A 25,151-nucleotide genomic window follows, 5' to 3' on the forward strand; every position below is an offset into this window, starting at 1 on the left:
ATTTTCAATGGCAGTTGCCTCGTCATGTTCCAAATATGATGGTAACAATGATGATTGAGGCTATTATACCAATAAAGTCGGCAATTAGTCCAACCTTTAAAGCATCCCCCATTTTCTTAATTCCGACTGCACCAAAATAGACGGTTAACACATATAACGTCGTGTCCGTACTTCCTTGCATGGTTGACGCAAGCCTACCTATAAACGAATCTGGACCGAACGTTTGAATGAGTTCTGTCGTCATACCAAGCGCTGCCGTACCTGAGATTGGTCGGACGAGGGCGAGCGGGACAATATCAGATGGGATCCCTACAAATGCTAAAACGGGAGAAAGCATGCTAACAAAGGCTTCCATGGCACCGGAAGCACGAAAGATTGCAATCGACACCATCATCCCTAATAAAAATGGCAATAAAGAAATGGCCATCTTCACCCCTTCTTTACCGCCTTCTACGAACGTCTCATACGTGGGCACACGCTTCCACGTTCCATATAACAATACCGTAAGAATAAGAAGTGGGATTATCCATGTACTAACTGTCGTGACAAACGTCATCCTTTCCCCCTCCTTACTCTCCGGTAATAAAACAAGCGATCAACGAGGAGCGCACCGATTGTCGAGACGAGCGTGGCAAGGATGGTCGTCCCTACAATCTCCGTAGGCTCAGCAGAACCATATTTCATTCGAATGGCAATGACTGTGGTCGGAATTAATGTAACGCTTGAGGTGTTAATGGCAAGAAATGTAATCATGGACCGACTCGCTTCATCCGTCCCGCTCAGTTTCTTCATCTGCTCCATCGCTTTCAACCCCATCGGAGTCGCGGCGTTGCCAAGACCGAATAAATTCGCCGTAAAGTTTGAGAGAATATACCCCATCGCTGGGTGGTCGGGTGGAATATCTGGAAAGAACCGCGTAACAATAGGCCGTAACAGCTTGGTCAGCTTTCGTAGCAGCCCGGATACCTCAGCAATCCTCATTAATCCGAGCCAGAAGACAAGCACACTTATCAAGCTGATGGAGAGCATGACGGCATCGTCTGCGCTTTTGAACAATGCCTCATTCACGTCTTCCATTCTTCCTGTAAGCATCGCATAGAAGATTCCGATAACCGCCATCCCAACCCAGATATAATTGACCATTACTGGAACCCCATCAATCGTTGAAGCATGTTCGTCGCCCGTTTCATAAACGATTCACGCTCTGGATTTGGGGAGCCCATGATAGAGACGGATTGGATAGGCTCACCGTTCAAATAATACTCCTTCTTCCCAATTACCCCACCTGTCTCAAGCAAGGATAAATCTCCAAAGTAATGAATGCGCTCTTCAATTTGCCCAAACTCCTGGGCGGCTAGCGGCAATCTCACTTCGTTCCATAAATACCCCGTAGTCCCTTCTTCATTCGGTAGTTCCGTTTTCCCTTCTGGAGCAAGCTCTTTCATCGAGTAATTCTCAAATCCCCACTCGAATGAATACGTATGGTCATTCCAATCATCTGGAGCGTTTAACGTAACCATAATCAATTCCATGCCATCCTTCTCAGCAGTTGATACGAGCGTTCTACCAGCCGATTTGGTGAACCCTGTCTTCCCTCCAGTACTGAACTCATAATACCTCGTCAACATCTTGTTTTTATTTCCCCAAGGATAAGGCACTGACTTCGAGCGATAACTTTCTGTACGTGAGACTTTCCTGAACAAGTCATTATCCATCGCATAGCGAGTGAGAAGCGCCATATCGTATGCAGTAGAATAGTGATTCTCTTGGTCTAAACCATGAGGATTGGCGAAGCTTGAATTGGTCATTCCAATCCATTCTGCCTTCTCATTCATTAGAACAACGAATCCTTCCATACTTCCCCCTACATGTTCAGCAATTGCCATAGCAGCATCGTTCCCAGACCGAAGCATTAGCCCGTACACTAAATCTTCCAACAAGATCTCTTGTCCTTCTTTCAAATACACCGAGGAGCCTTCTGTGTATACCGCACGATGAGACACTTCTACTTTTTCTTTCAGCATACCGGATTCAATCGCAATGATGGCCGTCATAATCTTCGTGATGCTTGCAATATTGCGTTGTTCATGTCCTGCCTTCTCAAAGAGCACCCTCCCTGTCGATTGCTCCATTAAGACAGCATTCCGCGCAGAAACGGATGGCGCTGCTGCAATAGATGGTGGCATACAAACAACAAGAAGGAGAATGAGTATCACTCCCACTTGAACTTTTCTTCTCCACATTTCATGCGACCCCCTTACGACACACGTCTTTACTATCAACTTATGCAGAAAGGACAGGCATATGAAAGAAAATAGAACAAGGGACAAACTTCACCACAAAAAAACTGAGCCGCATTTGCGAAACTCAGCTCTATCAGAACGTCCTTACACACGCCCACACTAAAATAATTCCCAAGTCAGGTTCTTCACTCGGTTAAATCGCTTCTCAGCATTACGCCAATTGACGATATTCCACCAATTGTCGACGTATTCTCCTCGCTTGTTGTCATACTGCAAATAATAAGCATGTTCCCACACATCCAATAGAAGAATCGGGATCACATCCCACAATGCCATCTGTTGATGTTTCTCAGCCGTTTGAATGGCGAGTCTACCAGAACGTAATTCCCATACAAGCAGCGCCCACCCTACTGCCTCAACTGATTTAGCAGCCTCAGAAAACTGGCGTTTAAAGGCACTATAGCTGCCGAAATCACGGTTGATTCTTTGTAAGAGGTCTCCTTTTGGTTTCCCTCCCCCATTTGGACTCATGCTATTCCAAAAGATGGTGTGAAGAAAGTGACCTGACCCATGAAACGCTTGTTGACGGAGCCAGTATCTGATAAGACGATTTTTACCCGTCTTCCTCAACTGTTGTAACTGCTGTTCTGCTTCATTCAGCCCCTCCACATAGCTTTGGTGATGTTGATCATGGTGAAGCTTCATAATTTCTTTAGAGATATAGGGTTCTAGCGCATCGTATGAGTAAGGAAGTGGTGGCAGCGTGTGCTTCCCAATCGGTACTGAATCCGTGGCACGGTGTTCCTCACTTGTGTTGAATTGCTGTAACACATCCAATAACTTCTTTGCTTGTAGCTGAAGACGTTGAATGTCCTCGTCACTGATTGTATCTTGTTGAGAGACGTCCCTTGCCTTCTCTTTCCAGTCGCTAAAGTCTTTCTTCCACGCCTTCCACTCTCCAGTATCTTGCTCTATGGATGTAAGTGATGCTTCAATTGACTCTCCCCATTCAACTAACTCTTTCACATACTCCTGCTTCTTTGATCTCATCCTCAATCACCTCGCCCTATCGTATGCGATGAGAAAGTCTCGTATGTGTGGAGTTGGCTGTACTAAATGGGGAACATAGACTCGTATGAAGCACGCTACTCAACCCTCCCCTATGAAACACAAAATAAAAACCGACCCCTTATTGGAAAGGATCGGTTTCTTTATTCTCATCATCTGTTATAGATTCAAAGAATAAATCTGCATCTTGTTCAAAGGCATCTTGCTGAAGTTCTTCAGGTAAAGGAGGGAGCTCCTCAATAGATGTCAGTCCGAAATACGTTAGAAAATCACGGGTTGTCCCGTATAAGCGAGGACGACCAACTGCATCCTTACGACCTTGCTCTTCTACAAGATTACGATTCACGAGCGTTTGAATCGGGCGCTCACTCTTCACCCCGCGCACTTCTTCAACTTCTGTGCGAGTAATAGGCTGTTGATAAGCGATAATCGCTAATGTCTCAAGAGCGGCCTGAGATAAACGAGAAGCTTGAGGTGATTCCACCATACGCTGGAAATAGTAGGAATAATCAGGTTTAGTTGTTAAGTGATAATGTTGCTTGGACTGCATAATCGTAAGTCCACGGGAATGGCTATTCATAGATTCCTTTAGTTCAGACAGGACACTTTCAACCTCCCAATCTTCCAGTTCCATAATCTCAGCAAGTTGTTTCAAGGTTAGCCCTTCATCACCTGCTGCGAAGAGCAACCCTTCTACAATCGCTGTGTAATTCTGCTGTTCCATACTTACTCCTCCAACTGATAAATCACAATATCTTCAAAATGGTGTTGTTGTTCACAATAAATGGAGCGATTCTTCATCAGTTCTAGAATGGCAATGAAAGTGACCACGACATGCGATCGTGTAGGTACTGGAAACAATTCGGTGAAATGAATGCCGGACTTAGCCCCTCGCACCTTCGTAAGCACTTCTTCCATTCGTTCAGATATCGGAATCTCTTGCCGCTCTACACGCGCTTCAAGCGGCTGGTCCCATTGCTTTCGTTTCAGCATATTCTTCATTGCACCAATCATGTCATAGACGGTTACTTCTCCTTGAGTCAGTCCATCTTCCTCTTTGGTTCGATACTCATCTAGACTTTGAGCCGGGCGTGTAAAGATTTGGTGCGTGTCATTCTCACGTTCCTTCAGTGTTTGGGCAGCTTCTTTATACTTTCGGTATTGAAGAAGCTGGTTCATTAACTGCTCCCGTGGGTCCTCCTCCTCATACTCATCATCTTCCACTTCAATCTCTTGATTCGGAAGAAGCATCCCACTTTTCATTGCAAGTAGCGTCGCAGCCATCACTAAGTATTCACTTGCAATATTTAATTCTAGCTCCTGCATGGTTCGAACATAAGCCATATACTGTTCTGTGATGGTCTTGACTGGTATATCATAAATGTCAATCTCATACCGATTGATTAAATGTAAGAGCAAATCGAGAGGACCCTCAAAGGAATCCAACTTTACTGTATAGCTTTGATTCATATGCGTATCCTTCCTCTAAACCACAAAAAATGCAAAAACCGGTGATTCGCCCATACGCATCCTTCGTCCGCTACATATGGTATACCGTAAGATAAATGTTAACAAAAAAACATTTATCCGTTAACAGAAAAAAGGAGGAATTTCAATGAGCGGTGGATACGGATATGGCGGCGGTTTCGCGCTAATCGTTGTATTGTTCATCTTGTTAATTATTGTCGGTGCTGCATACTTGTACTAGACTTTAACGTAAACTCCAAACCCTTGGCCGTCTGGTCAAGGGTTTTATCATTTTGACGAACTTCGTCACGATTGTGTACACTAACAGCAATGCTATGTAAAAAAGGAGGCGATCGTCGTATGTACGATCAAGCCTATATTGAATATCTTGCCCATTTCCACAGTACTCGAGATTATTTCGAATGTCACGAAATTCTTGAGGATCGGTGGAAAGAAGAAGGCACGCTAGACAAAGATTCCATTTGGGTTGGCTTTATCCAACTAGCTGTAACGCTGTATCACCATCGACGAGGTAACTTTGAGGGCGCGAAACGAACATTAAAGAAATCAAGACAAGCCCTTCAACAGCACGATCACGAATTAAATCACACCTTTTCTCTTGATTCCAGTAAGCTAATGGCGCTACTCAATGAAATCAAGGGTAATCTTGAAGAACAAAAGGACTATCAAAGCGTCCAGTTACCGATTGTGGACCCTACTTTACTGACACTCGTGACCGATGAATGCACCAAGCTCGGAGCTACATTTGGAGCAGTGAGCGACTTCACAGATCGTCTCATTATTGATCGACACAGAGAACGAGACCGGTCTGAGGTCATCGAAGAGCGCGAACGACAACTCAACTTGCGTAAAGGCCTTCGCCAATCATAAAAAAGAGGCTGTCTCATGGAATGTGCACGGCTCGCACATGCAATGAGGCAGCCTCTTTTCTTACTCACAATGCTCAATAAACGTTTCTGTGTAAGAATTTGAACAGAACGTATATTGGTCTCCCAATAACTCTTTCAAAGCCTTCACCATACGTTGGCCAATACCTTGATGACGGTGTGAAGGGTTCACACTAACGTGCTGAATAACGACTTCCCCATCATTCCGGTACTCAATGCCAATTGCTCCAAGGATATCTTCTTCCTTCCAAAGATACAACTGCCATTGTTCATTTTCTTCATACTCTTTAATGGTTTGCTGAAGCTTCTTAACTTCCTTTTTTTCTTCAGGCATGAAGGACAGCAATCCCATCGCAATCTTTTCAAAACTTTTCTTGTAACGTATTAACATTGATTATCCCTCATTATGAACATCTCTTCCATCCGTTTAGACACATATTTCTGTTTATCTTTTCCAGACGGATTCTACTGTCTATTTATTTATGACGCATTCTTTAAGTTTTGTCAACTATCAAAAGAATCCATGCAGGACTAAAGTCCTTCATTCAAGCAAATAGAACGATTGTTCCTGTTTTCCTTTCCATACTATATCATCGTTCTCATAGGATTCGTCAATGGATATTCCATCCATCTCTCTCCTAGTATAGTAGATCAGCATAAAAAGGTGACGGCGGTAGGATTAAACTCCACGCTTAAGAAACATTTTGAGAAACACATATCCATCCGTTTCCTTTCCGCGAATCTGAATGGGAATGAGGTTTGTAACCGCTAGCCACATGTGAAAATACGTCCATAATCGGATTAGGTCATGTTGACCAAGCTTACTGCTCACATAAGCGGCAATCGCGCTAAAGACAGGACCCCCGATGGCAACAAATGCACGTGAGTAACGGTGATTCGACTCACCTTGATAGGAAGTATGAGCCCCGATAAACCCGACGAAGTAGAAGTGAATCCCTAGTCTCTCATTGCGAAGAGCGACCAACCGTTTCCCAACACCAATCGAAACGACAATGTCCTGATACCGACAGAGAAGCGCTGCCACCGCATGGCCAAGTTCATGGATGAAATAAGCAGCTGGAACGAGGACAATGAGAAATATAAGGAACGTGAAGACTGTCATCAGCCCCACCTAAAAAAAAGAAAAGCGAGTCTTAGACTCACTTCTCTCCTACTTCTACCTTCTTCATAACATCGCCTGGTTGAATACGTAGTACAGTTTCCATGCCTTCTGTCACTTGACCGAACACAGTGTGACGACCATCAAGGTGAGGCTGTGGTTCATGCGTGATGAAGAACTGAGAGCTTCCTGTGTCACGTCCAGCATGAGCCATGGATAGTGTACCCGTCTGGTGTTTATGTGGGTTGTCATCTGTCTCACATTTAATTGTGTATCCTGCTCCACCTGTACCAGTGCCATTTGGGCAACCGCCTTGTGCAACAAAGCCTGGAATTACACGGTGGAAAGTTAGACCGTTATAGAATTCTGAGTTTGCTAGCTTCTCAAAGTTCGCAACTGTATTTGGTGCAGCGTCCTCGTATAGGTCGAAAACGATTTTCTCTCCATTTTCGAAATGAATGGTACCTTGTTTCATATGCATTTCCTCCTGTATTAGCCCCTAGTATAAGGGAGATCGAAACGGGTAGTGTCCTGATAACTCTCGCGTTGGATAACAAGTTGATGTTCACCGTTCTCAACAAAGACAACGGCTGCTTTCGGGAAGCGGTTGTAATGGTTCGCCATGGAATACCCATAAGCGCCAGTACTGAACGTCGCCAACAAGTCCCCACTTTGAATTTCAGGAACCTCCAAATCCCATATTAACATATCTCCGGACTCACAGCACTTCCCTGCAATCGAGACTGTTTCACAAAGAGGCTCATTCATCCGATTCGCAACGGCTGCAGCATACTTTGCGTTGTAAAGGGCAGGACGTAAATTATCCGTCATACCCCCATTTACAGCAATATACGTTCGTACGTCCGGGATACGTTTAATCGAGCCAACTGAATAAAGCGTCACTCCTGCATCCCCGACAATCGAGCGACCAGGTTCAATCCAAATCTCAGGCAGTTCAAAATCCCGGTCGTATGCTTGGCGTTTCACTTCTTTCACAAGCTCATTCACGTACATATTGAGTGGCAATGGTTCATCTTCAGAGGTGTAACGAATTCCGAAACCTCCGCCTAGATTCATTACTTCTGGGATGAAACCATGCTCGTCACGCCAGCCTTCTAGGGCATCAAAGAGCTTACGTACCGCCATAATAAACCCATCTGTTTCAAAGATCTGTGAACCAATATGACAGTGAAGACCCTTCAACAGAATTTGGTCATGATGGAGGAGTTGCTTCAGCGCCGCCTCTGCTTGCCCATTTGATAAATCGAATCCGAACTTAGAGTCTTCTTGACCCGTCAAGATGTAGTCGTGTGTGTGGGCTTCAATACCTGGTGTCACACGTAGTAACACGTCAATTCTTTTCTCTTTTTCTTTTAGAAGTGCTTCTAAGAGGTCCAACTCATAGAAATTGTCGACAACAATACAACCAATCCCCATATCAATGGCCATTTCCAGTTCTTCCACGCTCTTATTGTTGCCATGTAAATGCATTTTCTCTGGAGGGAAGTCCGCTTCGATAGCTGTATACATCTCTCCTTGAGAAACAACATCAAGGCTTAACCCTTCCTCTTTCGCCACTTGAAGCATAGCAATTGATGAGAATGCCTTACTTGCATAAGCCACTTGTGCCTTTACGTCCAATGCTTCAAATGTTCGGACGAAACTTCTCGCGTTTTCCCTAATCTTTTCTACGTCATAGACGTACAATGGTGTTCCATATGTATCAGCAAGAACCGTGGCATCGATTCCACCAATCGTCAAATGTCCTCGTTCGTTCGTTGGTCTACGCACGCTATCCACTCCTAAGCTATAGAAAAAGAGACAGAGGCAATCTGTCTCTTTACTGATGTGCAGTCTAAATGATTAAAAATAGACTATCACAACATATAGGATGAATCAATCATTCGATTTCGGTTGATTGTGATTATTTTGAGGATGCACAATACTCGGACGATTCTTGGCAAGCGGCACTGCAACACGTAACAAGATTTGCGCCATCGCTTGTGGGTTGAATGGAATGAGCGGCCAGAAGTATGGCGTATTTAATGATCGAGTTGACGTGAGCAATAAGATATAGAGCGTAAACCCGATGACTAATCCCTTCACACCAAAGATTGCCGTTATAATGAGAAGGACAACACGGCTAATTTTGTTCGCCACACTCAGCTCATAACTAGGTGTCGAGAAAGAGCCAATTGCCGCAACTGATACGTACAGAATAACCTCAGGGATAAACAACCCCACATCAATGGCGATTTGTCCGATTAACACAGCTGCAATCAGACCCATCGCCGTTGAGAGCGGTGTTGGCGTGTGAATGGCTGCAATCCTTAAGAACTCAATTCCAATATCAGCAATTAGCAATTGAAGAAAGACTGGAATATTGCTATCATCCTGCGGTCCAATAAACTGGAGTTGCTGTGGCAACAAGGTCGGATCCATCACCATAACAAGCCAGAATGGAAGTAAGAAGACCGAAAGAAAAATCCCAAGATAGCGCACCCATCTAACAAATGATCCAACTATCGGAGACTGTCGATACTCTTCGGCGTGCTGAACATGATGAAAATAAGTAGTCGGCGTAATAATCATACTAGGTGAAGTATCGACCATAATGAGAACGTGCCCTTCAAATAGATGGGCAGACGCGACGTCTGGTCGCTCTGTATAACGGACAAGCGGGAATGGGTTCTTTCCTTGGCTAACGAGAAACTCTTCCACACTTTTATCCGCCATGGACAATCCATCAATGTTGATATTCTTCAGTTCCTTCTTAATTAGCTTCACAAGTCCAGGGTCTGCGACATCTTTAATGTAAGAAATACAGATATCCGTTTTAGAACGGGTTCCGACTTGAAAGATTTCATGACGCAACCGCTCATCGCGGACACGTCTTCTAGTTAAGGATGTATTTTCAATAATGTTCTCTGTATACCCATCACGGGAGCCGCGGACCACTTTCTCTGTGTCAGGCTCTTGAGGGGTTCGACCCGGATAACTTCTTACATCCACAATAAACGCTTCTGATTCATCTTCCATAAACACAACGATAAGACCAGATAATAATTGAGTAACAACTTCATTCATCGTCTTTCCTTTTGAAACTTGCTGATGAACGAGGCGATTCTCTACAATTTCAAACAACTTGCTTTGGCTATGACGTTCAACATCGTTAATCGATACGAGCATCTCAAGAATCTCGATAATGTATTGAGTGTCACACATCCCCGTTAGATAGAAAATATCAATTTTTCGTTTGAAGATGGTGAGCTGACGAAAGCCTAAATCGAACGATTCCCCTACACCAACATGCTCTTTCATGTACGCTTCGACGTCTTTAAGTTTGGATGGAATCGGCGTTTCCTGTACTTGCTGCCCCATGTTGTTCATCCCTTTCTAATATGAGCTCAATTGCCCGCTTCGTCACAGGAGCCCCATATTTAATATCATCCCGTCCTCGCATCTTACCAATATCTCCAATCGCTACTATCGTCGGAATGGTTAATTGGTCGAGTGCATAGACCGTATCTCCGCTAATTCTGTCTACATCAAGTTCTGGAACCCCCTCTTTGTCCACACCAAATGGAACGAGATTCCCATCTAGATCGATTGAGAAATCGAATCTTGACCACTCTCTAAATTTCGTATGAGAGGCAACCGCTAATGCTCCAATAATGTCGACAGACGGATGAGTCGCAATTTGTAACAAGATGGACTCCCCCGCTCCAATCCCAGATACGCCCGCATCGTCAACTAGGACGAACACAGGCTCAGATGTTGCCCGTTCAATGCCTTTAATTATCTCTTCTTTCGTAGCACGGGTAGGATTACCCGCTAAGTCGTCTAGACTCGTTCCTCCGAGCTCACTCGCAATGTGGCGGATGGCTCTCCTTGCGTATTCATCTCCATCCGTAATGACAATGACTTTCTTCCTCATCCGACTCATCCTTTCGGTTTAAAGAAAATGGCGACGAGAAATCCAAATAAGATGGCAGAAGCGATTCCAGCCGAGGTCAAGTGAAAGATTCCAACAGCAATGCCGATGAATCCTTTCTCATCCGCCTGTTCCATCGCCCCGTGCAATAAGGAGTGTCCAAAGCTTGTAATCGGGACAGTCGCACCTGCCCCAGCGAATTCAATAAGCTTGTCGTATAAATCAAATCCATCTAATATGGCTCCAATGACAACGAACGAGCTCATCACATGTGCAGGAGTCAGTTTAAATACATCCAACATGATTTGTCCGACAACGCATATCCCTCCACCTACTAGAAACGCCCACAAATAAATCATTTCGCTTCCTCCTCTCGTACAAGAACAACGCCATGGGCAATGGTTGGAATCGTTTCCTTCTGCTGGACCATCGTAGGACTGTGCAAGGAACCCGTCGCAACGACAAGTATCTTCTTGTATTTACCTGCTCTCAATTGGTTTAACAGGTGCCCATAAGTGACAACGGCTGAACATGCACACCCGCTACCGCCGGCGAGAACATTCTGATCACTCGTATAAATCATTAGTCCACAATCGTTATGAATACCATTTACATCGTATCCATCTTCTTTCAGCATATCCTTCACAATTGGACTTCCGACAGCTGACAAATCACCTGTAGCAATTAAATCGTAATCGGTAGGAACTCGGTCGAAATCCTCGAAATGTGCTTTAATGGTGTCGTACGCTGCTGGAGCCATAGCAGAACCCATATCAAAGGGGTCCTTCGTGCCATAATCCATGACGCGTCCGATTGTTGCACCTTCAACTCGTATGTCAGATTTCGTTCTAGAGATTAATGCAGCACCTGCGCCTGTTACGGTTGTAGTTGCTGTTTTCGGTTTTTGTCCTCCATACTCAGTTGGATAACGAAACTGACGTTCAGCTGTCGCATTATGACTACTCACAGAAGCCATTGCTTGATTGACATACCCACTATTTACTAATGCACTTCCCACTGCCAATGTTTCCATCGAAGTGGAACATGCTCCGAACATGCAGAGAAAAGGCACATCGAAATTTCGTGCAACGAAGTTTGAGGTCACATTTTGGTTTAACAAGTCTCCTGCGAGAAATAAATCTACATCCTCTTTCGTCACACCTGCTTTGTCTAAACAATGATGAATGGCTTCATCCATTAATTTACGTTCCGCCAATTCCCAGTTGTCAGCTCCACAATGAAGTTCGCTATGCGTCACATCGAACGTATCCTTAAGCGGTCCATCAGCCTCTTTTGGTCCAACTGAGGTGCCTGTCTCCTGAATGTATACACCATTTTCGAAATACCAGCTTTGTTTTCCTTGTTTAGTCATGAGCTAGCCTCCTAGAATACCGACTGGAATAGGTAACGAATCATGCCTACGACATAGGCAGCCGTCACCCCAAATACGATGACCGACCCCGCTAGCTTGAACATGTTCGTCGCGACGCCAAGCACGAGTCCTTCACTCTTATGCTCAAGCGCAGCACTTGTAATGGAATTCGCGAAACCCGTTACAGGGACGGCTGATCCAGCTCCTGCGAACTGACCGATTCGGTCGTAGACACCAAACCCTGTCAATAACGCTGAAATTAGAATGAGCGTCGTCACAGTCGGGTTGCCAGCATCCTCTTTACTATAGTCAAATACGTTTATATAGAAATCCGTTAACCCCTGACCAATGATGCAAATAAATCCACCTACTAGAAACGCCTTTACACAGTTCCATACGTAATTTGGCTTTGGTTGATAATGCGAAACCGTTTTTGAATACTGTTCTTGATTAAACTTTTCACTCATCTTACTCACTCCTACTGTACAAAGATTGTCCACTGAAACAAAGAGCCGGCAATCTTTCCAAATACAATCGCCATTAATAGCCAAAGCAGCTCTCCATCTACTCCAACCCGCTTCGCTAAGATGGGAAAGACATTCAATACCTCCGTCAACGCTGCTGCCAGCATGCCAATGAACACACCATGCAACAGTCCCCACAGCACTAACAACGCGTTTGGTAACGAGATAAATTCATCAGAAAAGGATAAGTATGTGCCGATTAGAACTCCAGTAATGACGGCAACTTCATAGGCTCGTGTAAACATCTTGCTCTTACTTAGTTGAATGAGACGCGGAATTATGCCAAGTACCGTTAAAAAAGCCACGAAGCCAGCCCCAACCGCAAGCCCTCCTGCTAATCCAATTAGAATTTCAATTGCCCTCATCATCGGGATCACGCCTGTTATGAGGATTTTCGTAATAAGTAACGTAGGAATCTAGGTCTTGTTCGTATTTAAATAGTTCCACTTCAAGAGGACTTGGCTCTTCATTAATTCGCTTCTTAAAGAGATGATTAAAGAATAGAATCATCCCAATTCCAAGCCCGATTGAATAAGGAATTTGAATCCAAAGTGGATGATTCACTTCTTCTCCTGTCAACAAGTAATAAATCCGCTGATGAACAGCTTCCATTGACACATCAAAATGAAAATTCATAATTGCCATTGCTGCGCCAATAAATAACAGCACCCAAATTACGAGCACGATAAGTATGGATGGCTTTTTCTTCGCTTGCTTGATGACTACAATGGTTTGCCCAGGGCCAAGCGGCTGAAAATCCGCTTCTGGGAATCGCTTTTGCAGTTCAACAATGACGTTGAACACATCAAGAATGACAAGGCTTCGGTCTTCCTTTGTCACGGTGTGTAGTTGGATTTCCTTCAGCTCTTGAACCAACTTTCGCTCACCAGAAAGTTTGGCGATATCCTTTAACCGTATAGGCGACCCAGCATTCGCCTCAATTTTATAGTTCATGCGAAGATAAACGGGTTGATGCGACATGCACAAAGCCCCCTTATGCAGAAAAGAAGTATAGAGTTAGTATGAAACACACCTTCATGAAACATACAAAAAAGGTCAATCTCTTACTCCACCTGTAACACGGAGTAAGAGACTGACCTTATTCATTCATTTGACCCTTAATATGGGACAGTATTTTCTTCTCTAAACGCGAAACTTGAACTTGAGAAATGCCAAGACGTTCTGCCACATCTGATTGAGTCTGGTCTTTATAGTAACGTAAGTAGATAATTAACCGTTCACGTTCATCGAGCGTCCGAATGGCTTCTTGAAGCGCAATCTTGTCAAACCACTTTGTATCCTGGTCTGCAATTTGATCAAGGAGGGTAATCGGGTCTCCATCATTCTCATACACGGTCTCGTGAATGGAATGTGGAGACTTCGCTGCTTCTTGCGCGAGTACAACTTCTTCAGCTGTAATCTCAAGCGACTCTGCGATTTCTTGAACAGTCGGCGTACGCCCTAAAGATTTGGTCATTTCGTCCTTCTTCTTACGAATCTTATTGCCGATTTCCTTTAACGAGCGGCTGACTTTCACACTGCCATCATCTCGGATAAATCGTTGAATCTCACCAATAATCATCGGCACTGCATACGTACTAAACTTAACATCATAGGACAGATCGAATTTATCGACCGACTTCAACAACCCGATACAACCGATTTGGAACAGATCATCAGGATCGTATCCTCTATTTAGAAATCGTTGTACAACAGACCAGACAAGACGCATGTTCTTCTCGACCAGCAAATTGCGGGCATCAACATCCCCATCTTGACTCATCCGAATGTAACGCTTGACCTCTTCATCAGATAACTGCTCCTGCTTACTCTGTTGTTTCAATTCCACGTCCATAGGCAAGTCCCCTTACTTACATAAGGTTTGGCTTTTTGTCAGGTGCTTGACTAAGCGAACCGTTGTTCCTTCTCCGCGATTTGACTCCACATGTACTTCATCCATGAAATTCTCCATGATGGTAAAGCCCATCCCAGAGCGCTCTAATTCAGGTTTCGATGTAAACAAAGGTTGCTTTGCTTCTTCTACATCCTCAATCCCTACACCGAAGTCTCGAATTTCAAGTTCAAATTTATCGTCTTCGATGACTGAATCGATGTGAACCATGCCCTCTGGATTCCCTTCATACCCGTGAATAATCGCATTTGTAACAGCTTCTGATACGACCGTCTTTACTTCTGTCAACTCATCCATCGTTGGGTCGAGTTGAGTGATGAATGACGCCACCGCTACTCGCGCGAATGACTCATTGGAACTTAAGCTTGAAAACTGTAGGTGCATCTCATTCCTTCTCATTAGGAAGCCACCCCCAACGTTTCGAGTGCAAACTGCTCGTTCTCTTCTAAACGGACAATCTTAAACAGCCCTGACATATCGAACAATCGCTTCACAGGTTCAGAAATGGAGCAAACGACCATCTCTCCCCCGTTCTGCTTTACTTCTTTATACCGTCCAAGAATGACACCAAGACCAGAACTATCCATAAAGGATAATGACTCTAGGTTCAAGATGATATGCTGGACAGACTTCTGCCGTATAATCTCTTGCCATTTTGTTCGTAAGTGCTCCGCCTCATGATGGTCAAGTTCACCGGTAAGGCGGACAAGCAGAACATGCTGCTTCATCTCAAAGTGTACGGAAAGACTCACACTACTTCCCCCTCAATTGATTTAGGATAGTGTGTGTTTCTCCTTTTTCCTCGTCGAATCCTGCACAATGACAAAAGAAGTCCTCATTCGATGAAAACACTTTTAATTAGCGTTGTTTCACCATCTCTTTCATGGAACGTTTAAATAAAGTCCATACTCCCGCCTCATTCAACTCTTCTTGCACAACAAGGCTCGTTTGTGATAGCGTTTTCCCTTTACTTGATATGACAAGCGTTCCAACTTTAGCGCCTTTTTCGATTGGAAGCGCAAGGTCTTTGTCGTAGACGACTTCAGCTTTCACATCATCTAATTTTTCACCTTTTTTATGGAGAATCGACACAGATTCGCCTGTCACAACATTTGCAACGTCACGGTCTGCTTTGAAGAACTTGAGTTGATCGACAAGTTCATCACGTTCGAACATCGCTTCTGTTTCATATTGATTAAAGGCGTAATCAAGCATAGCCGTTACATCCGCATTCCGATCTTTAGGGGATTCTGCTCCCATAACGACTGCGATTACACGCATATCATCCTTCTTGGCTGTAGCCGTTAGACAATATTTTGCTTCTTGTGTAAAGCCTGTCTTCAAGCCGTCTACACCTTCATAGAACTTCACAAGCTTATTCGTGTTGACTAACCAGAACTCATCCTCTGTGCCTTTACGTAGATAGTCATCATACACACTCGTGAATTTCGTAATTTCTTCATGCTTTAACAGTTCTTTTGCCATCATCGCCATGTCATACGCTGTGCTATAGTGGTCTTTTGCTGGAAGCCCTGTCGCATTTTGAAACTTCGTACCCGTTAGCCCTAGCTCATCTACTTTCTCATTCATCATTTTGACAAATTCAGGTTCACTGCCTGAAATCCGCTCTGCCATCGCAACAGATGCATCATTACCAGAGGCAACCGCAATCCCTTTCAACAATTCTTCGACCGTCATTTCTTCTCCCGCTTCAAGGAAGATTTGGGATCCTCCCATGGAAGCAGCATATTCACTTGTTCGAACCTTCTCATCCATTTTGATCTTGCCTTGGTCAAGTTCTTCCATGATGAGAATCATCGTCATAATCTTCGTCATACTCGCAGGTGGTAGCTCTTGATCTGAGTCTTTGTTGTAAAGAATTTGACCTGTATCACGCTCGATGAGGACAGCCGACTTCGAGGAATTCGCTAAATCTACTGTATTCTCACGCGCAAATGTAACTGGCGCATACACCGTCAAAAATAGAACTGTTGCCGTTACAAGAAGCATTACTTTCTTCATGGGAGTCCCTCCATTCTTCATGGTAGTCATTTTTACCAATTAAGGAGATATTTATAACTCTGTTCGAGAAAGATTTGAAAGGAGTCTTCGGAAGTATCGAGAATGTAACAAGAGAAAGGATGAGCAGAATGAAGAATGTAGTCGTATCGTTCAGTGGAGGGAAGGATAGCTGTCTAGCGGTGTATGAGCTCTTGAAACAAGGCTATACAGTCAGTTGCTTGTTCACGACCGTGCACGAAGACGGAAGTATCGCCCATGACGAATCCCTTCCACTTCTTAAAGCACAAGCGAATGCAATGAAGCTCCCCCTTTATTTAGTTACAACGTCTATGAAGACATATCGGGAAGACATCATGAAACAGCTCAGTACGTTACAAGAACGCTATGAGCTTGACGCCATCGCTTTTGGCGACCTATATTTAGAAGAACATCGAGCGTTTGGCGAAGGGGTGGCGGCAGATGCTCATCTAGAAGCCCTCTATCCGCTATGGACGACACGTAATAACGCTTCAAAGTGGCTCGATACGCATATCGAAGCAGGCTTCGAAGCATACGTCGTGAAAGTAGACCCGAATTACTTATCAGAAGAATGGCTAGGAAGAAATCTCGACAGCAACTTCCAGGAAGACCTAAAGGAAACGACCATTTGTCCAATGGGTGAGAAGGGAGAGTATCATACATTTGTCTATAACGGTCCCCTATTCAAGAAGCCACTAGCAGTCTGTAAAGGGGAGGCTACCGTGAAAGATTATGGAATTCGATTGTCATTAACACTGAAGGAATAGAGAGGAGAGTCAATATGTATGAACTAAAAACAAAAGAAACCGATGCGAGCGTCATTGAATTTATTGAGTCTGTCGAAAGCGTGCGTAAGCGTGAGGATGCGTACAAGTTGTTAGACTTATTTACAGAAACAACAGGGTATGAAGCGAAGATGTGGGGACCTAGTATTATTGGGTTTGGGTCTTATCATTATAAGTATGCTTCAGGACACGAAGGAGACGCCCCACTCGTTGGCTTCTCTCCAAGAAAGGCGAAAATTAGCCTTTATATAGGTGGAGACTACAAAGAACGGACGAACCTGCTAGAGAAATTCGGCAAACATACGACTGGAAAGGCTTGTGTGTACGTGAATAAAACCGCTGATGTGGACCTGGATGTGTTGAGAGAACTCATCCTACGCTCAATGGAGTTTACAAAGGCTCAATACCCTTCTACGTAAAGGAGGCGCGGGCGTTCGCCCGCCGTAAGCGAGTGGTATTCCCCCGCACAATCCACAGAAAAAAAGCTTGTAGAAAAACACGGGGTTTCTCTACAAGCTGAGAAGCCAAGCTCTAGAGCTTGGCTTCTATATCGTATTATTTAATGATTTTATACACGTATTCATATTCGCCTTCATACGTCTCGCTAATGCGATAGCTGTTGTGAAGTGTTTCTTCTACATCAGCTTGTAGGCTAGAATCATTCATGTAAAGTGTAAATAACGTATCATTCTTCGTCACGCGTGCGCCAATCTTGTGGTGCATGCTGATTCCAACAGAATAATCGATTTCGTCTTCCTTCGTGCTACGACCCGCGCCAAGCTTCATAGCCGCAAGTCCGATTTGCTCGGAGTCAACAGATACAAGCGCACCGTCTTCCTTAGCCTTCACCTCTACCACATGAGAAGCTTGTTTCTCATAGATCGAGTCAAAGTTACCGCCTTGTATTTCTACGAATTGCTTGAACTTCTCAAGCGCTTCTCCAGACGCAATCTTCGCATCCAACGCTTTACGCGCTTCTTCTTCATTTGAGTACGCGCCACCAAGTACCGCCATATGGCTCGCAATGACCATGGATACTTCTGTGATGTCTTGTTCGCCCTTACCAGACAATACCTCAACAGCTTCACGAACTTCATTCGCATTCCCGATTTCACGGCCTAGAGGCTGGTTCATGTTTGTTAGAACGGCAACTGTCTTACGTCCAAGGTTGTTCCCAATGGATGTCATGATTTCAGCAAGCGCAGTCGCTTCTTCTACCGTCTTCATGAAGGCACCGCTACCTACTTTAACATCTAGCACAATTGCATCTGAACCAGAAGCAATCTTCTTACTCATAATTGAACTAGCGATAAGTGGCAAAGAGTCTACAGTATCTGTTACGTCACGAAGTGCATAAAGCTTCTTATCCGCTGGTACAAGGTTCCCACTCTGACCTGCAAGCGCTACTTTATATTCGTTGGCGTTGTTCGTAAACTCTTCACGAGTCAATTCAATCTTGAACCCATCAATTGCTTCAAGCTTATCAATGGTACCACCCGTGTGACCAAGTCCACGACCACTCATCTTCGCAACTGGAATACCAAGAGATGCGATAAGAGGTGTAATGATTAGACTTACTTTGTCTCCAACGCCACCTGTACTGTGTTTATCAACGACAATACCTTCAATATCAGATAGGTCAATCGTGTCACCAGAGTCCACCATTGATTGAGTCAACGTTGTTGTCTCTTGGTCGCTCATGCCTTGGAAATAGATCGCCATAGCAAATGCAGACACCTGATAATCAGGAATGTTACCGCTTGTATAATTCTCTACGAAGAATTTAATTTCTGCTTCGCTTAGTTCTTGGTTATGCTTCTTCTTATGGATAAGATCGATCATTCTCATTCGTTATACACCCACTTCAATAGTATAGTAGTTGGTCAAAATGTGAGAGGAGCACTAGTTGCTCCCCTCGATATCTTAGGCACTTGGTAGCGTCTTAAGCGTCTCTTTCACCAATTTCAAGAAATCTTCACGAACTTGTGCAGTCGTTTCAATCACTTCATTGTGGCTTAGAGGCTGGTCTAAGATCCCCGCTGCCATGTTCGAGATGCAGGAGATACCAAGTACTTCAATGCCTGCGTGATTTGCTACAATGACTTCTGGTACCGTAGACATGCCAACCGCGTCTCCACCTAGCGTACGTAGCATACGAACCTCTGCACCGGTTTCATAACTTGGTCCTGTGTTGCCGACATAGACACCACTCTGCACACCAATCTTAAGCTCTTCTGCCACTTTCTTCGCATGATGGCTAAATTTACGGCTATACGCGGACGACATATCAGGGAAGCGCGCGCCAAGTTCATTGTCATTTGGTCCAATAAGCGGGTTATCACCCATTTGATTAATGTGGTCTTCAATAATCATCAAGTCACCAGGTTTGAAGTCTTTATTAATGCCACCTGCTGCGTTCGTAACAAAGAGTTGTTCTACGCCTAACTCTTTCATTACACGAACAGGGAATGTCACTTGCTTCATGCTGTAGCCTTCGTAATAGTGAAAGCGCCCTTGCATCGCAATGACAAACTTTCCTTCAAGCTCTCCCATAACAAGCTGGCCTTTATGCCCTGCTACCGTTGATTGTGGGAAGTGAGGAACCTCGCCATAGGGTACGACAACTGGATTTTCTATTTCATCGGCTAGAACGCCAAGACCAGACCCTAGAATAAGGCCAATGGTCGGCTTTTGGTCGTTAACCTGTTGAGTGATGTATTGTGCTGCTTCTTGAATTTGAGTATGATTCATGTGTTTCCCCTCTTCCTATTTCAATTCGTCTAAAAAGCTCTTGCCGTGCGCTGGACGTTGAACATCAAAGTTCTCAGCGACTGTAGCACCAATATCTGCGAATGTTTCGCGTAACGGCAATTCACGGCCAGGCGACAGCTTCGGATTGTAGACAATCAATGGCACTAATTCACGCGTATGATCCGTACCATGGTGAACAGGGTCGTTACCGTGGTCTGCTGTAATAATAAGAAGATCGTCCTCACGCATTTTCTCAAACACTTCAGGGAGGCGTTTGTCATACGTCTCAAGCGCTTCGCCGTAGCCTTGTGGGTCACGACGGTGGCCATATTTCGCATCAAAGTCAACAAGATTTAAGAAGTTTAATCCTGTGAAATCTTTGTCCATAGATGCGATGAACTTATCCATACCATCCACATTGTCTTTCGTACGGATTTCTTCTGTAACGCCTTCTCCATCGTAAATATCAGCAATCTTCCCTAGTGCGACAACGTCATAGCCACCGTCTTTCAAGTCATTCATCACCGTACGTCCGAACGGCTTCAATGCGTAATCATGACGGTTGGATGTACGTTCAAACTGACCCGGCTCCCCAACAAATGGACGAGCAATCACACGGCCAACCATGTACTTCTCATCTTTCGTTAGCTCACGAGCCATCTCACAGATTTCATACAATTCCTCAGGAGAAATAATCTCTTCGTGTGCTGCAATCTGAAGAACAGAGTCTGCAGATGTGTACACAATTAGATTGCCAGTCTTCATGTGCTCTTCACCAAGCTCATCAAGAATTTCAGTACCTGATGCCGGCTTGTTGCCGATGACTTTACGGCCTGTCTTCTCTTCAATTGTTTGGATTAGTTCATCTGGAAAGCCATCTGGGAACGTACGGAATGGTTGTGCGATATGAAGGCCCATAATCTCCCAGTGACCTGTCATGGTATCTTTCCCGTTTGATGCTTCTTGCATCTTTGTATAATAAGCCATTGGCTGTTCAGCCTTCTCAATTCCTTGGATCTCACGGATGTTGCTAAGGCCAAGCTTGCCCATATTCGGCATAGTAAGACCGTTCATATGCTCAGCAATATGCCCGAGCGTGTCTGCTCCTTTATCGTTAAACTGTTCGGCATCTGGCGCTTCGCCAATCCCAACGGAATCTAGTACGATTAAAAAGATTCGATTAAATTGTTTACTCATTGTCGTATCCCTCCTATAGTTTTACATACCCTGCTACGTGTATTCCTATGCGCGCCTTCAAACGTATGATGTCTGACCTCTTCATGCTTGAGCGTGTTACGCTCGAGGATGATAGGAACGGTACACATCGGTCAGCCTAGTCTTCGTTACATGGGTATAAATCTGTGTTGTTGAAATGTCTGCATGGCCAAGCATTTCCTGAACAGCTCGCAAATCGGCTCCGTTCTCAAGCAAGTGCGTCGCAAACGAATGCCGCAATGTATGAGGTGTAATTTCTTTCGTAATTCCAACCTCTCGCGCAACCGCTTTCAGTATTTTCCAGAAACCTTGACGTGTCAATGGACCACCTCGATGATTTAAGAAGAGGTAGTCAGACGCCTTTTGCTTCATGAGCGTTGGACGTCCATGAGACAAGTAGGTTTCAATTGATTCCTTCGCCATCTGGCCAAGTGGAATAATTCGCTCTTTTCCACCCTTACCAAAGCAACGAACAAAGCCCATAGTAAGATGGAGATCTGAAACCTTTAGTGAGACAAGCTCCGTCACACGTAACCCTGTTGCGTATAACATCTCAAGCATCGCCTTATTCCGCATAGACAAGGGATCGGTTGGTGAAATTGATAGCAAGGAATCCACATCATCCATACTTAAGATCTTCGGCAACTTTCGCTCTTTCTTCGGTGTTTCAATATGTAGACTCGCATCTTCTTCTACCAAGCGCTCACGAATCAAGAATTGATGGAATGCACGAATAGATGATAATGTACGCGCAATCGTGGCTTGAGAACGGTCAAGGTCGTTCAGATGATGCAAGTATTGAAGAACTTGAGTTCTTGCTATTTCATGCACACCGGATATCCCTTTCTCTTTAGAAAGAAAGGTTAAGTATTGAGTTAAATCTCGTTTATATGAGGATAACGTATTATCAGATAGTCCTCGTTCAATTCGTAAATAATGAAGAAAATCGTTCAGTGCATCATTCATGAACGCTACTCTCCTAACCGCAAGAAAATCGTAAGTCGCTCAACTAGCGAAGGCTCCTCCCAACTTGAAACCTTCACAGCCTTTCCAGTAGGTTCATCGTACCGATGAAATTGCTCATATTCATCATGCATGAGCTGCAAGCCGTAATAAAATACAACTGTGCAGGTAATAAATAGAATGAATACCTTGAGCGTATCCTTTATCATCGCTACCCATCTCTTCACTTGACACATCTCCTCTCCGCAGCTTGTACTACTACAAAGATATGCCAAAAAACAGGTAGAATATACGAAAAATCTCGTAATGAAAACGACTACAGAACTAACGTAACCGATTTATGCACTTTTGTAAATATGTCTGTACCAACATAAAAAAACCCTTCTTCCTTATCGGAAAAGGGATTCTTATTCGTCATCCTCTGATTGAGCCTGACAATTTCTACAAATGCCGTGGAACGTAAGACGATGGTCCTTCACTTGGAAGCCAAAGTCGCGCTCAACCTGCACTTCTACTTCAGTAAGTAAGTCTTCTTCAATTTCTTCAACAGAACCACATTCAACGCATACTAAGTGATGGTGAAAATGCTCTGCTCCCTCTTTGCGCAAATCATAACGGGAGACGCCATCACCAAAGTTGATTTTATCGACTACTTTCAATTCAGTTAAGAGTTCAAGAGTTCGATAGACTGTTGCAAGTCCAATTTCAGGTGCTTTCTCTTTTACGAGGAGGTAGACGTCTTCTGCGCTCAAATGATCCTCTTCATTCTCTAACAACACACGGACTGTTGCTTCACGTTGCGGAGTTAGTTTGTAGCTCTGAGAATGGAGCTGCTTTTTTATTTTCTCTATACGGTGTTCCATGTCCTAAAGACCCTCCCTCGTATTCCATTATCATTATAAGCACACGTGAGCACATTGTCAAATTGTAATGATTATAATCTATTAGTTATAATCATTACAATCTAATTGCTATTGTAAACGAGTTGCAGTACACTTTTCAACACATTCGGTGCAACGTACGATTCTACGACCGCCCCAACGGATACAACCGCAAGCAGGATGGCGAACAAAGTCGCATAGCGAACGAAGACGGGCAGAAGCGGCTGCTGGATTCTCTTTGCAACTAATTTGCCAATCAATGCGAATGAAAACACCATCGACACACTTCCAGCAATGATGTAGACAGGGATGATAATCATGTTCTGAGGTGCAATTGACGCAGCTGCAGTTAGCAAGCCATACCATCCCATCTGGTTCACGAGAAACCCTACTGAGAAGCCGACGACTACGCCTTTCATAAAGATCAGCACCCATATGATTGGCATTCCAATAATCGACATTCCGAGAACGAACAGAACGAGCAAATATTGAAGATGATAGAGAAGACTGCTTTTTAGTAGAGAACCAGAACTCGTCACAGGATCAACAAGCACTTGTCCAAAAAACCGGTCTAAATAAAAAAACAAATCCTGCTTCTGGATGAAGTTCATACTATTCACAATCACTGCCCCAAATACAATTCCAATCAAAAACAATAGACTGACAAACATATAGATGCTCGCATATTCCTTAACGTGAAGATGGACTTTGGAGCCCTTCGTGGTATACATAAGAATCCCCCGTTTATATCAAATTCACTACTATTAGTAGAAATCTATGAGAGATTCTCTATGATTAGACCACTCGTTTTCACTTCACACGGCCATACTTTCCTCCGCCACCTGCTTCTACATGAAGACGACCTTCTCGCATGGCAATAATTCGCTCTGCCAATGCTTCTCCAACAACATCATGAAGCTCTTCCCTTGATGCCTTATGTAAGATGGCCATTTCTGTTCCGAATGCATCTAGCAGCTTCTTCAGCGTCTTCGGTCCAAGCTTAGGAAGCGACTCAAGCGGGACTTGATTGATATAAGGCGGACGCATGTCGTCTTTAGGCGCGGTAGCAAGCTCTTCTACTCGCGTCGACACCCCTTTCACCACCGCCTTTTCCCCGCAATTCGGGCAATCGGTCACATCTTTATGCACATCTTCCCCACACGCCCGGCACACGGTACTGTAATACTTGCCAAGTAACGGGTTCATCCCGTAGTTGGCAAGAATCTTACGGTCACCTTCACCTCTCAGCAATCGCTTAAACTCATTAAAGGTTCGGTCTTGTAATGAAAGCTTTGTGTATTCCCTCGCCATCTTCGGCAACGAATGGGCATCTGAATTTGTTAGAAATGGAATCCCGCTCAGTTCTGATAACTGGCTCGCCATTTCTGAATTTGCGCTTAGACCAAGCTCCACAGCATCAATCCATTCTCTATGAAAAACTTCGCCAAGTGATGCCTTTACTCCTTTTCCATACAAGCTTTTAAAGGGGGTAAAGATATGAGCAGGAATAAACAAGCCGTCAAGCTCCTTCACCTTGTTCTGCAACTCAATCCCAGTCCCATAAAAGCGTTGTGAACTCAACGTTATATTGGTCATGCGCTCCGCTAACCAGCTTGTAAGTTGTTTCATATCATCAAGCGTAGGAACATAGCAAAGCACGTGGATGGGGCCGCTGCATCGGTCGTCGTACACTTCAATCTCAGTTCCAAGATACAGTGTAACACTACCCGCTATAATTCCCCCTTCACTATGCTCATACGCGTCGCCAGATTCGATTAAATCCTCAAGCTCCCGCTGTACGGATGGTACATGGCAATCGATGACGCCTACCAGGTCCATCCCTTTCTGGTGTTGGGCGTAAGAGAGTACATTCGTAAGTGTCAGCTCATCAGAGGCTGTAATCTTTACAGGAGCTCCTTCCCTCGTCCTTCCAATATGGACATGAAGGTCTGCATAATACGACGGCAT

General features: G+C 44.3%; 33 protein-coding genes. 4 read left to right on the forward strand and 29 right to left on the reverse strand.

Features of this window, described 5'->3' with window-relative positions:
• Positions 1-22: 22 nt before the first annotated feature.
• The 6 genes from H513_RS0104030 to H513_RS0104055 all read right to left on the reverse strand — a co-directional run bounded on the left by H513_RS0104030 (position 23) and on the right by H513_RS0104055 (position 4,781).
• Positions 23-556, reverse strand: a complete 534-nt coding sequence (locus tag H513_RS0104030; RefSeq protein WP_026799565.1) for a spore maturation protein — start codon at positions 554-556, stop codon at positions 23-25.
• On the reverse strand, positions 553-1,143 hold the full coding sequence (locus tag H513_RS0104035) for a nucleoside recognition domain-containing protein (RefSeq protein WP_026799566.1): 591 nt from the start codon (positions 1,141-1,143) through the stop codon (positions 553-555). The genes H513_RS0104030 and H513_RS0104035 overlap by 4 nt, the downstream gene beginning before the upstream one ends.
• Positions 1,143-2,243 (reverse strand): D-alanyl-D-alanine carboxypeptidase family protein, encoded by a 1,101-nt coding sequence (locus tag H513_RS0104040; RefSeq protein WP_026799567.1) that lies wholly within the window; start codon positions 2,241-2,243, stop codon positions 1,143-1,145. The genes H513_RS0104035 and H513_RS0104040 overlap by 1 nt, the downstream gene beginning before the upstream one ends.
• Before the next feature lie 159 nt (positions 2,244-2,402).
• Positions 2,403-3,293 carry a superoxide dismutase gene (locus tag H513_RS0104045; protein ID WP_036769780.1) on the reverse strand — a complete coding sequence of 297 codons (891 nt, stop codon included), beginning with the start codon at positions 3,291-3,293 and terminating at the stop codon, positions 2,403-2,405.
• A gap of 139 nt (positions 3,294-3,432) precedes the next feature.
• Positions 3,433-4,035: an SMC-Scp complex subunit ScpB gene (gene scpB / locus H513_RS0104050; RefSeq protein WP_026799569.1), complete on the reverse strand. Its 603-nt coding sequence runs from the start codon at positions 4,033-4,035 to the stop codon at positions 3,433-3,435.
• A gap of 2 nt (positions 4,036-4,037) precedes the next feature.
• A complete protein-coding gene (locus H513_RS0104055) occupies positions 4,038-4,781 on the reverse strand; it encodes a segregation/condensation protein A (protein ID WP_026799570.1) in 744 nt (247 codons plus the stop codon).
• A gap of 145 nt (positions 4,782-4,926) precedes the next feature.
• Between H513_RS0104055 and H513_RS21140 the strand changes: the two genes are divergently transcribed.
• Positions 4,927-5,019 (forward strand): YjcZ family sporulation protein, encoded by a 93-nt coding sequence (locus H513_RS21140; RefSeq protein ID WP_081658167.1) that lies wholly within the window; start codon positions 4,927-4,929, stop codon positions 5,017-5,019.
• 119 nt (positions 5,020-5,138) lie between these two features.
• Positions 5,139-5,669, forward strand: a complete 531-nt coding sequence (locus H513_RS0104065) for a DUF309 domain-containing protein (protein ID WP_026799571.1) — start codon at positions 5,139-5,141, stop codon at positions 5,667-5,669.
• 60 nt (positions 5,670-5,729) lie between these two features.
• Here H513_RS0104065 and H513_RS0104070 read toward each other — a convergent pair whose 3' ends face one another.
• The 15 genes from H513_RS0104070 to H513_RS0104145 form a co-directional block, all read right to left on the reverse strand.
• Positions 5,730-6,077, reverse strand: a complete 348-nt coding sequence (locus H513_RS0104070; RefSeq protein WP_026799572.1) for a GNAT family N-acetyltransferase — start codon at positions 6,075-6,077, stop codon at positions 5,730-5,732.
• 288 nt (positions 6,078-6,365) lie between these two features.
• Positions 6,366-6,809, reverse strand: a complete 444-nt coding sequence (locus H513_RS0104080) for a site-2 protease family protein (RefSeq protein WP_026799573.1) — start codon at positions 6,807-6,809, stop codon at positions 6,366-6,368.
• 37 nt (positions 6,810-6,846) lie between these two features.
• Positions 6,847-7,281 (reverse strand): peptidylprolyl isomerase, encoded by a 435-nt coding sequence (locus tag H513_RS0104085; RefSeq protein ID WP_026799574.1) that lies wholly within the window; start codon positions 7,279-7,281, stop codon positions 6,847-6,849.
• A 17-nt stretch (positions 7,282-7,298) separates the two neighbouring features.
• Entirely contained in the window at positions 7,299-8,597 is a 1,299-nt protein-coding gene (lysA, locus tag H513_RS0104090; protein WP_026799575.1) for a diaminopimelate decarboxylase, read from the reverse strand.
• Between the two features lie 105 nt (positions 8,598-8,702).
• Positions 8,703-10,187, reverse strand: coding sequence for a spore germination protein (locus H513_RS0104095; protein WP_026799576.1), 1,485 nt, complete (start codon positions 10,185-10,187; stop codon positions 8,703-8,705).
• Positions 10,144-10,743, reverse strand: a complete 600-nt coding sequence (gene spoVAEA, locus H513_RS19545; RefSeq protein ID WP_051239653.1) for a stage V sporulation protein SpoVABEA — start codon at positions 10,741-10,743, stop codon at positions 10,144-10,146. Before spoVAEA ends, H513_RS0104095 begins: the two co-directional genes overlap by 44 nt.
• Before the next feature lie 5 nt (positions 10,744-10,748).
• Positions 10,749-11,099 (reverse strand): stage V sporulation protein AE, encoded by a 351-nt coding sequence (gene spoVAE / locus H513_RS0104105; protein WP_026799577.1) that lies wholly within the window; start codon positions 11,097-11,099, stop codon positions 10,749-10,751.
• Entirely contained in the window at positions 11,096-12,112 is a 1,017-nt protein-coding gene (gene spoVAD / locus H513_RS0104110) for a stage V sporulation protein AD (protein ID WP_026799578.1), read from the reverse strand. The genes spoVAE and spoVAD overlap by 4 nt, the downstream gene beginning before the upstream one ends.
• 11 nt (positions 12,113-12,123) lie before the next feature.
• Positions 12,124-12,579 carry a stage V sporulation protein AC gene (gene spoVAC, locus H513_RS0104115; RefSeq protein ID WP_026799579.1) on the reverse strand — a complete coding sequence of 152 codons (456 nt, stop codon included), beginning with the start codon at positions 12,577-12,579 and terminating at the stop codon, positions 12,124-12,126.
• An 11-nt stretch (positions 12,580-12,590) separates the two neighbouring features.
• Positions 12,591-13,001 (reverse strand): stage V sporulation protein AB, encoded by a 411-nt coding sequence (locus H513_RS0104120; protein ID WP_026799580.1) that lies wholly within the window; start codon positions 12,999-13,001, stop codon positions 12,591-12,593.
• The gene (locus tag H513_RS0104125) at positions 12,988-13,617 is read right to left on the reverse strand and encodes a stage V sporulation protein AA (protein ID WP_026799581.1); all 630 of its coding nucleotides are present in this window, start codon (positions 13,615-13,617) and stop codon (positions 12,988-12,990) included. Before H513_RS0104125 ends, H513_RS0104120 begins: the two co-directional genes overlap by 14 nt.
• Before the next feature lie 118 nt (positions 13,618-13,735).
• A complete protein-coding gene (sigF, locus tag H513_RS0104130) occupies positions 13,736-14,491 on the reverse strand; it encodes an RNA polymerase sporulation sigma factor SigF (RefSeq protein WP_026799582.1) in 756 nt (251 codons plus the stop codon).
• 12 nt (positions 14,492-14,503) lie between these two features.
• Positions 14,504-14,947: an anti-sigma F factor gene (gene spoIIAB / locus H513_RS0104135; protein ID WP_036769783.1), complete on the reverse strand. Its 444-nt coding sequence runs from the start codon at positions 14,945-14,947 to the stop codon at positions 14,504-14,506.
• The gene (spoIIAA, locus tag H513_RS0104140; RefSeq protein WP_026799584.1) at positions 14,947-15,300 is read right to left on the reverse strand and encodes an anti-sigma F factor antagonist; all 354 of its coding nucleotides are present in this window, start codon (positions 15,298-15,300) and stop codon (positions 14,947-14,949) included. Before spoIIAA ends, spoIIAB begins: the two co-directional genes overlap by 1 nt.
• A gap of 106 nt (positions 15,301-15,406) precedes the next feature.
• Positions 15,407-16,570, reverse strand: a complete 1,164-nt coding sequence (locus H513_RS0104145) for a D-alanyl-D-alanine carboxypeptidase family protein (protein ID WP_026799585.1) — start codon at positions 16,568-16,570, stop codon at positions 15,407-15,409.
• 128 nt (positions 16,571-16,698) lie between these two features.
• Here H513_RS0104145 and H513_RS19550 point away from each other — a divergent pair, with 128 nt between their 5' ends.
• Positions 16,699-17,355 (forward strand): Dph6-related ATP pyrophosphatase, encoded by a 657-nt coding sequence (locus H513_RS19550; RefSeq protein WP_036769786.1) that lies wholly within the window; start codon positions 16,699-16,701, stop codon positions 17,353-17,355.
• A gap of 14 nt (positions 17,356-17,369) precedes the next feature.
• The gene (locus H513_RS0104155; protein ID WP_026799586.1) at positions 17,370-17,792 is read left to right on the forward strand and encodes a DUF1801 domain-containing protein; all 423 of its coding nucleotides are present in this window, start codon (positions 17,370-17,372) and stop codon (positions 17,790-17,792) included.
• Positions 17,793-17,928: 136 nt separating this feature from the next.
• Here H513_RS0104155 and H513_RS0104160 read toward each other — a convergent pair whose 3' ends face one another.
• From H513_RS0104160 to H513_RS0104195, 8 genes are all read right to left on the reverse strand, one after another.
• Positions 17,929-19,221 (reverse strand): pyrimidine-nucleoside phosphorylase, encoded by a 1,293-nt coding sequence (locus H513_RS0104160; protein WP_026799587.1) that lies wholly within the window; start codon positions 19,219-19,221, stop codon positions 17,929-17,931.
• Positions 19,222-19,296: 75 nt separating this feature from the next.
• On the reverse strand, positions 19,297-20,124 hold the full coding sequence (locus H513_RS0104165; protein ID WP_026799588.1) for a purine-nucleoside phosphorylase: 828 nt from the start codon (positions 20,122-20,124) through the stop codon (positions 19,297-19,299).
• Positions 20,125-20,139: 15 nt separating this feature from the next.
• Positions 20,140-21,321 (reverse strand): phosphopentomutase, encoded by a 1,182-nt coding sequence (gene deoB / locus H513_RS0104170; protein ID WP_026799589.1) that lies wholly within the window; start codon positions 21,319-21,321, stop codon positions 20,140-20,142.
• A gap of 96 nt (positions 21,322-21,417) precedes the next feature.
• On the reverse strand, positions 21,418-22,305 hold the full coding sequence (xerD, locus tag H513_RS0104175; protein ID WP_026799590.1) for a site-specific tyrosine recombinase XerD: 888 nt from the start codon (positions 22,303-22,305) through the stop codon (positions 21,418-21,420).
• Positions 22,306-22,310: 5 nt separating this feature from the next.
• Complete coding sequence (locus H513_RS0104180) at positions 22,311-22,529, reverse strand: YqzK family protein (RefSeq protein ID WP_026799591.1); 219 nt, start codon at positions 22,527-22,529, stop codon at positions 22,311-22,313.
• A gap of 180 nt (positions 22,530-22,709) precedes the next feature.
• Positions 22,710-23,165: a ferric iron uptake transcriptional regulator gene (fur, locus tag H513_RS0104185; protein WP_026799592.1), complete on the reverse strand. Its 456-nt coding sequence runs from the start codon at positions 23,163-23,165 to the stop codon at positions 22,710-22,712.
• A 101-nt stretch (positions 23,166-23,266) separates the two neighbouring features.
• Entirely contained in the window at positions 23,267-23,914 is a 648-nt protein-coding gene (spoIIM, locus tag H513_RS0104190; protein ID WP_026799593.1) for a stage II sporulation protein M, read from the reverse strand.
• A 79-nt stretch (positions 23,915-23,993) separates the two neighbouring features.
• Positions 23,994-25,151: an endonuclease Q family protein gene (locus H513_RS0104195; RefSeq protein WP_026799594.1), complete on the reverse strand. Its 1,158-nt coding sequence runs from the start codon at positions 25,149-25,151 to the stop codon at positions 23,994-23,996.

The sequence above is a fragment of the Pontibacillus halophilus JSM 076056 = DSM 19796 genome, assembly GCF_000425205.1.
Classification (GTDB): domain Bacteria; phylum Bacillota; class Bacilli; order Bacillales; family BH030062; genus Pontibacillus_A; species Pontibacillus_A halophilus.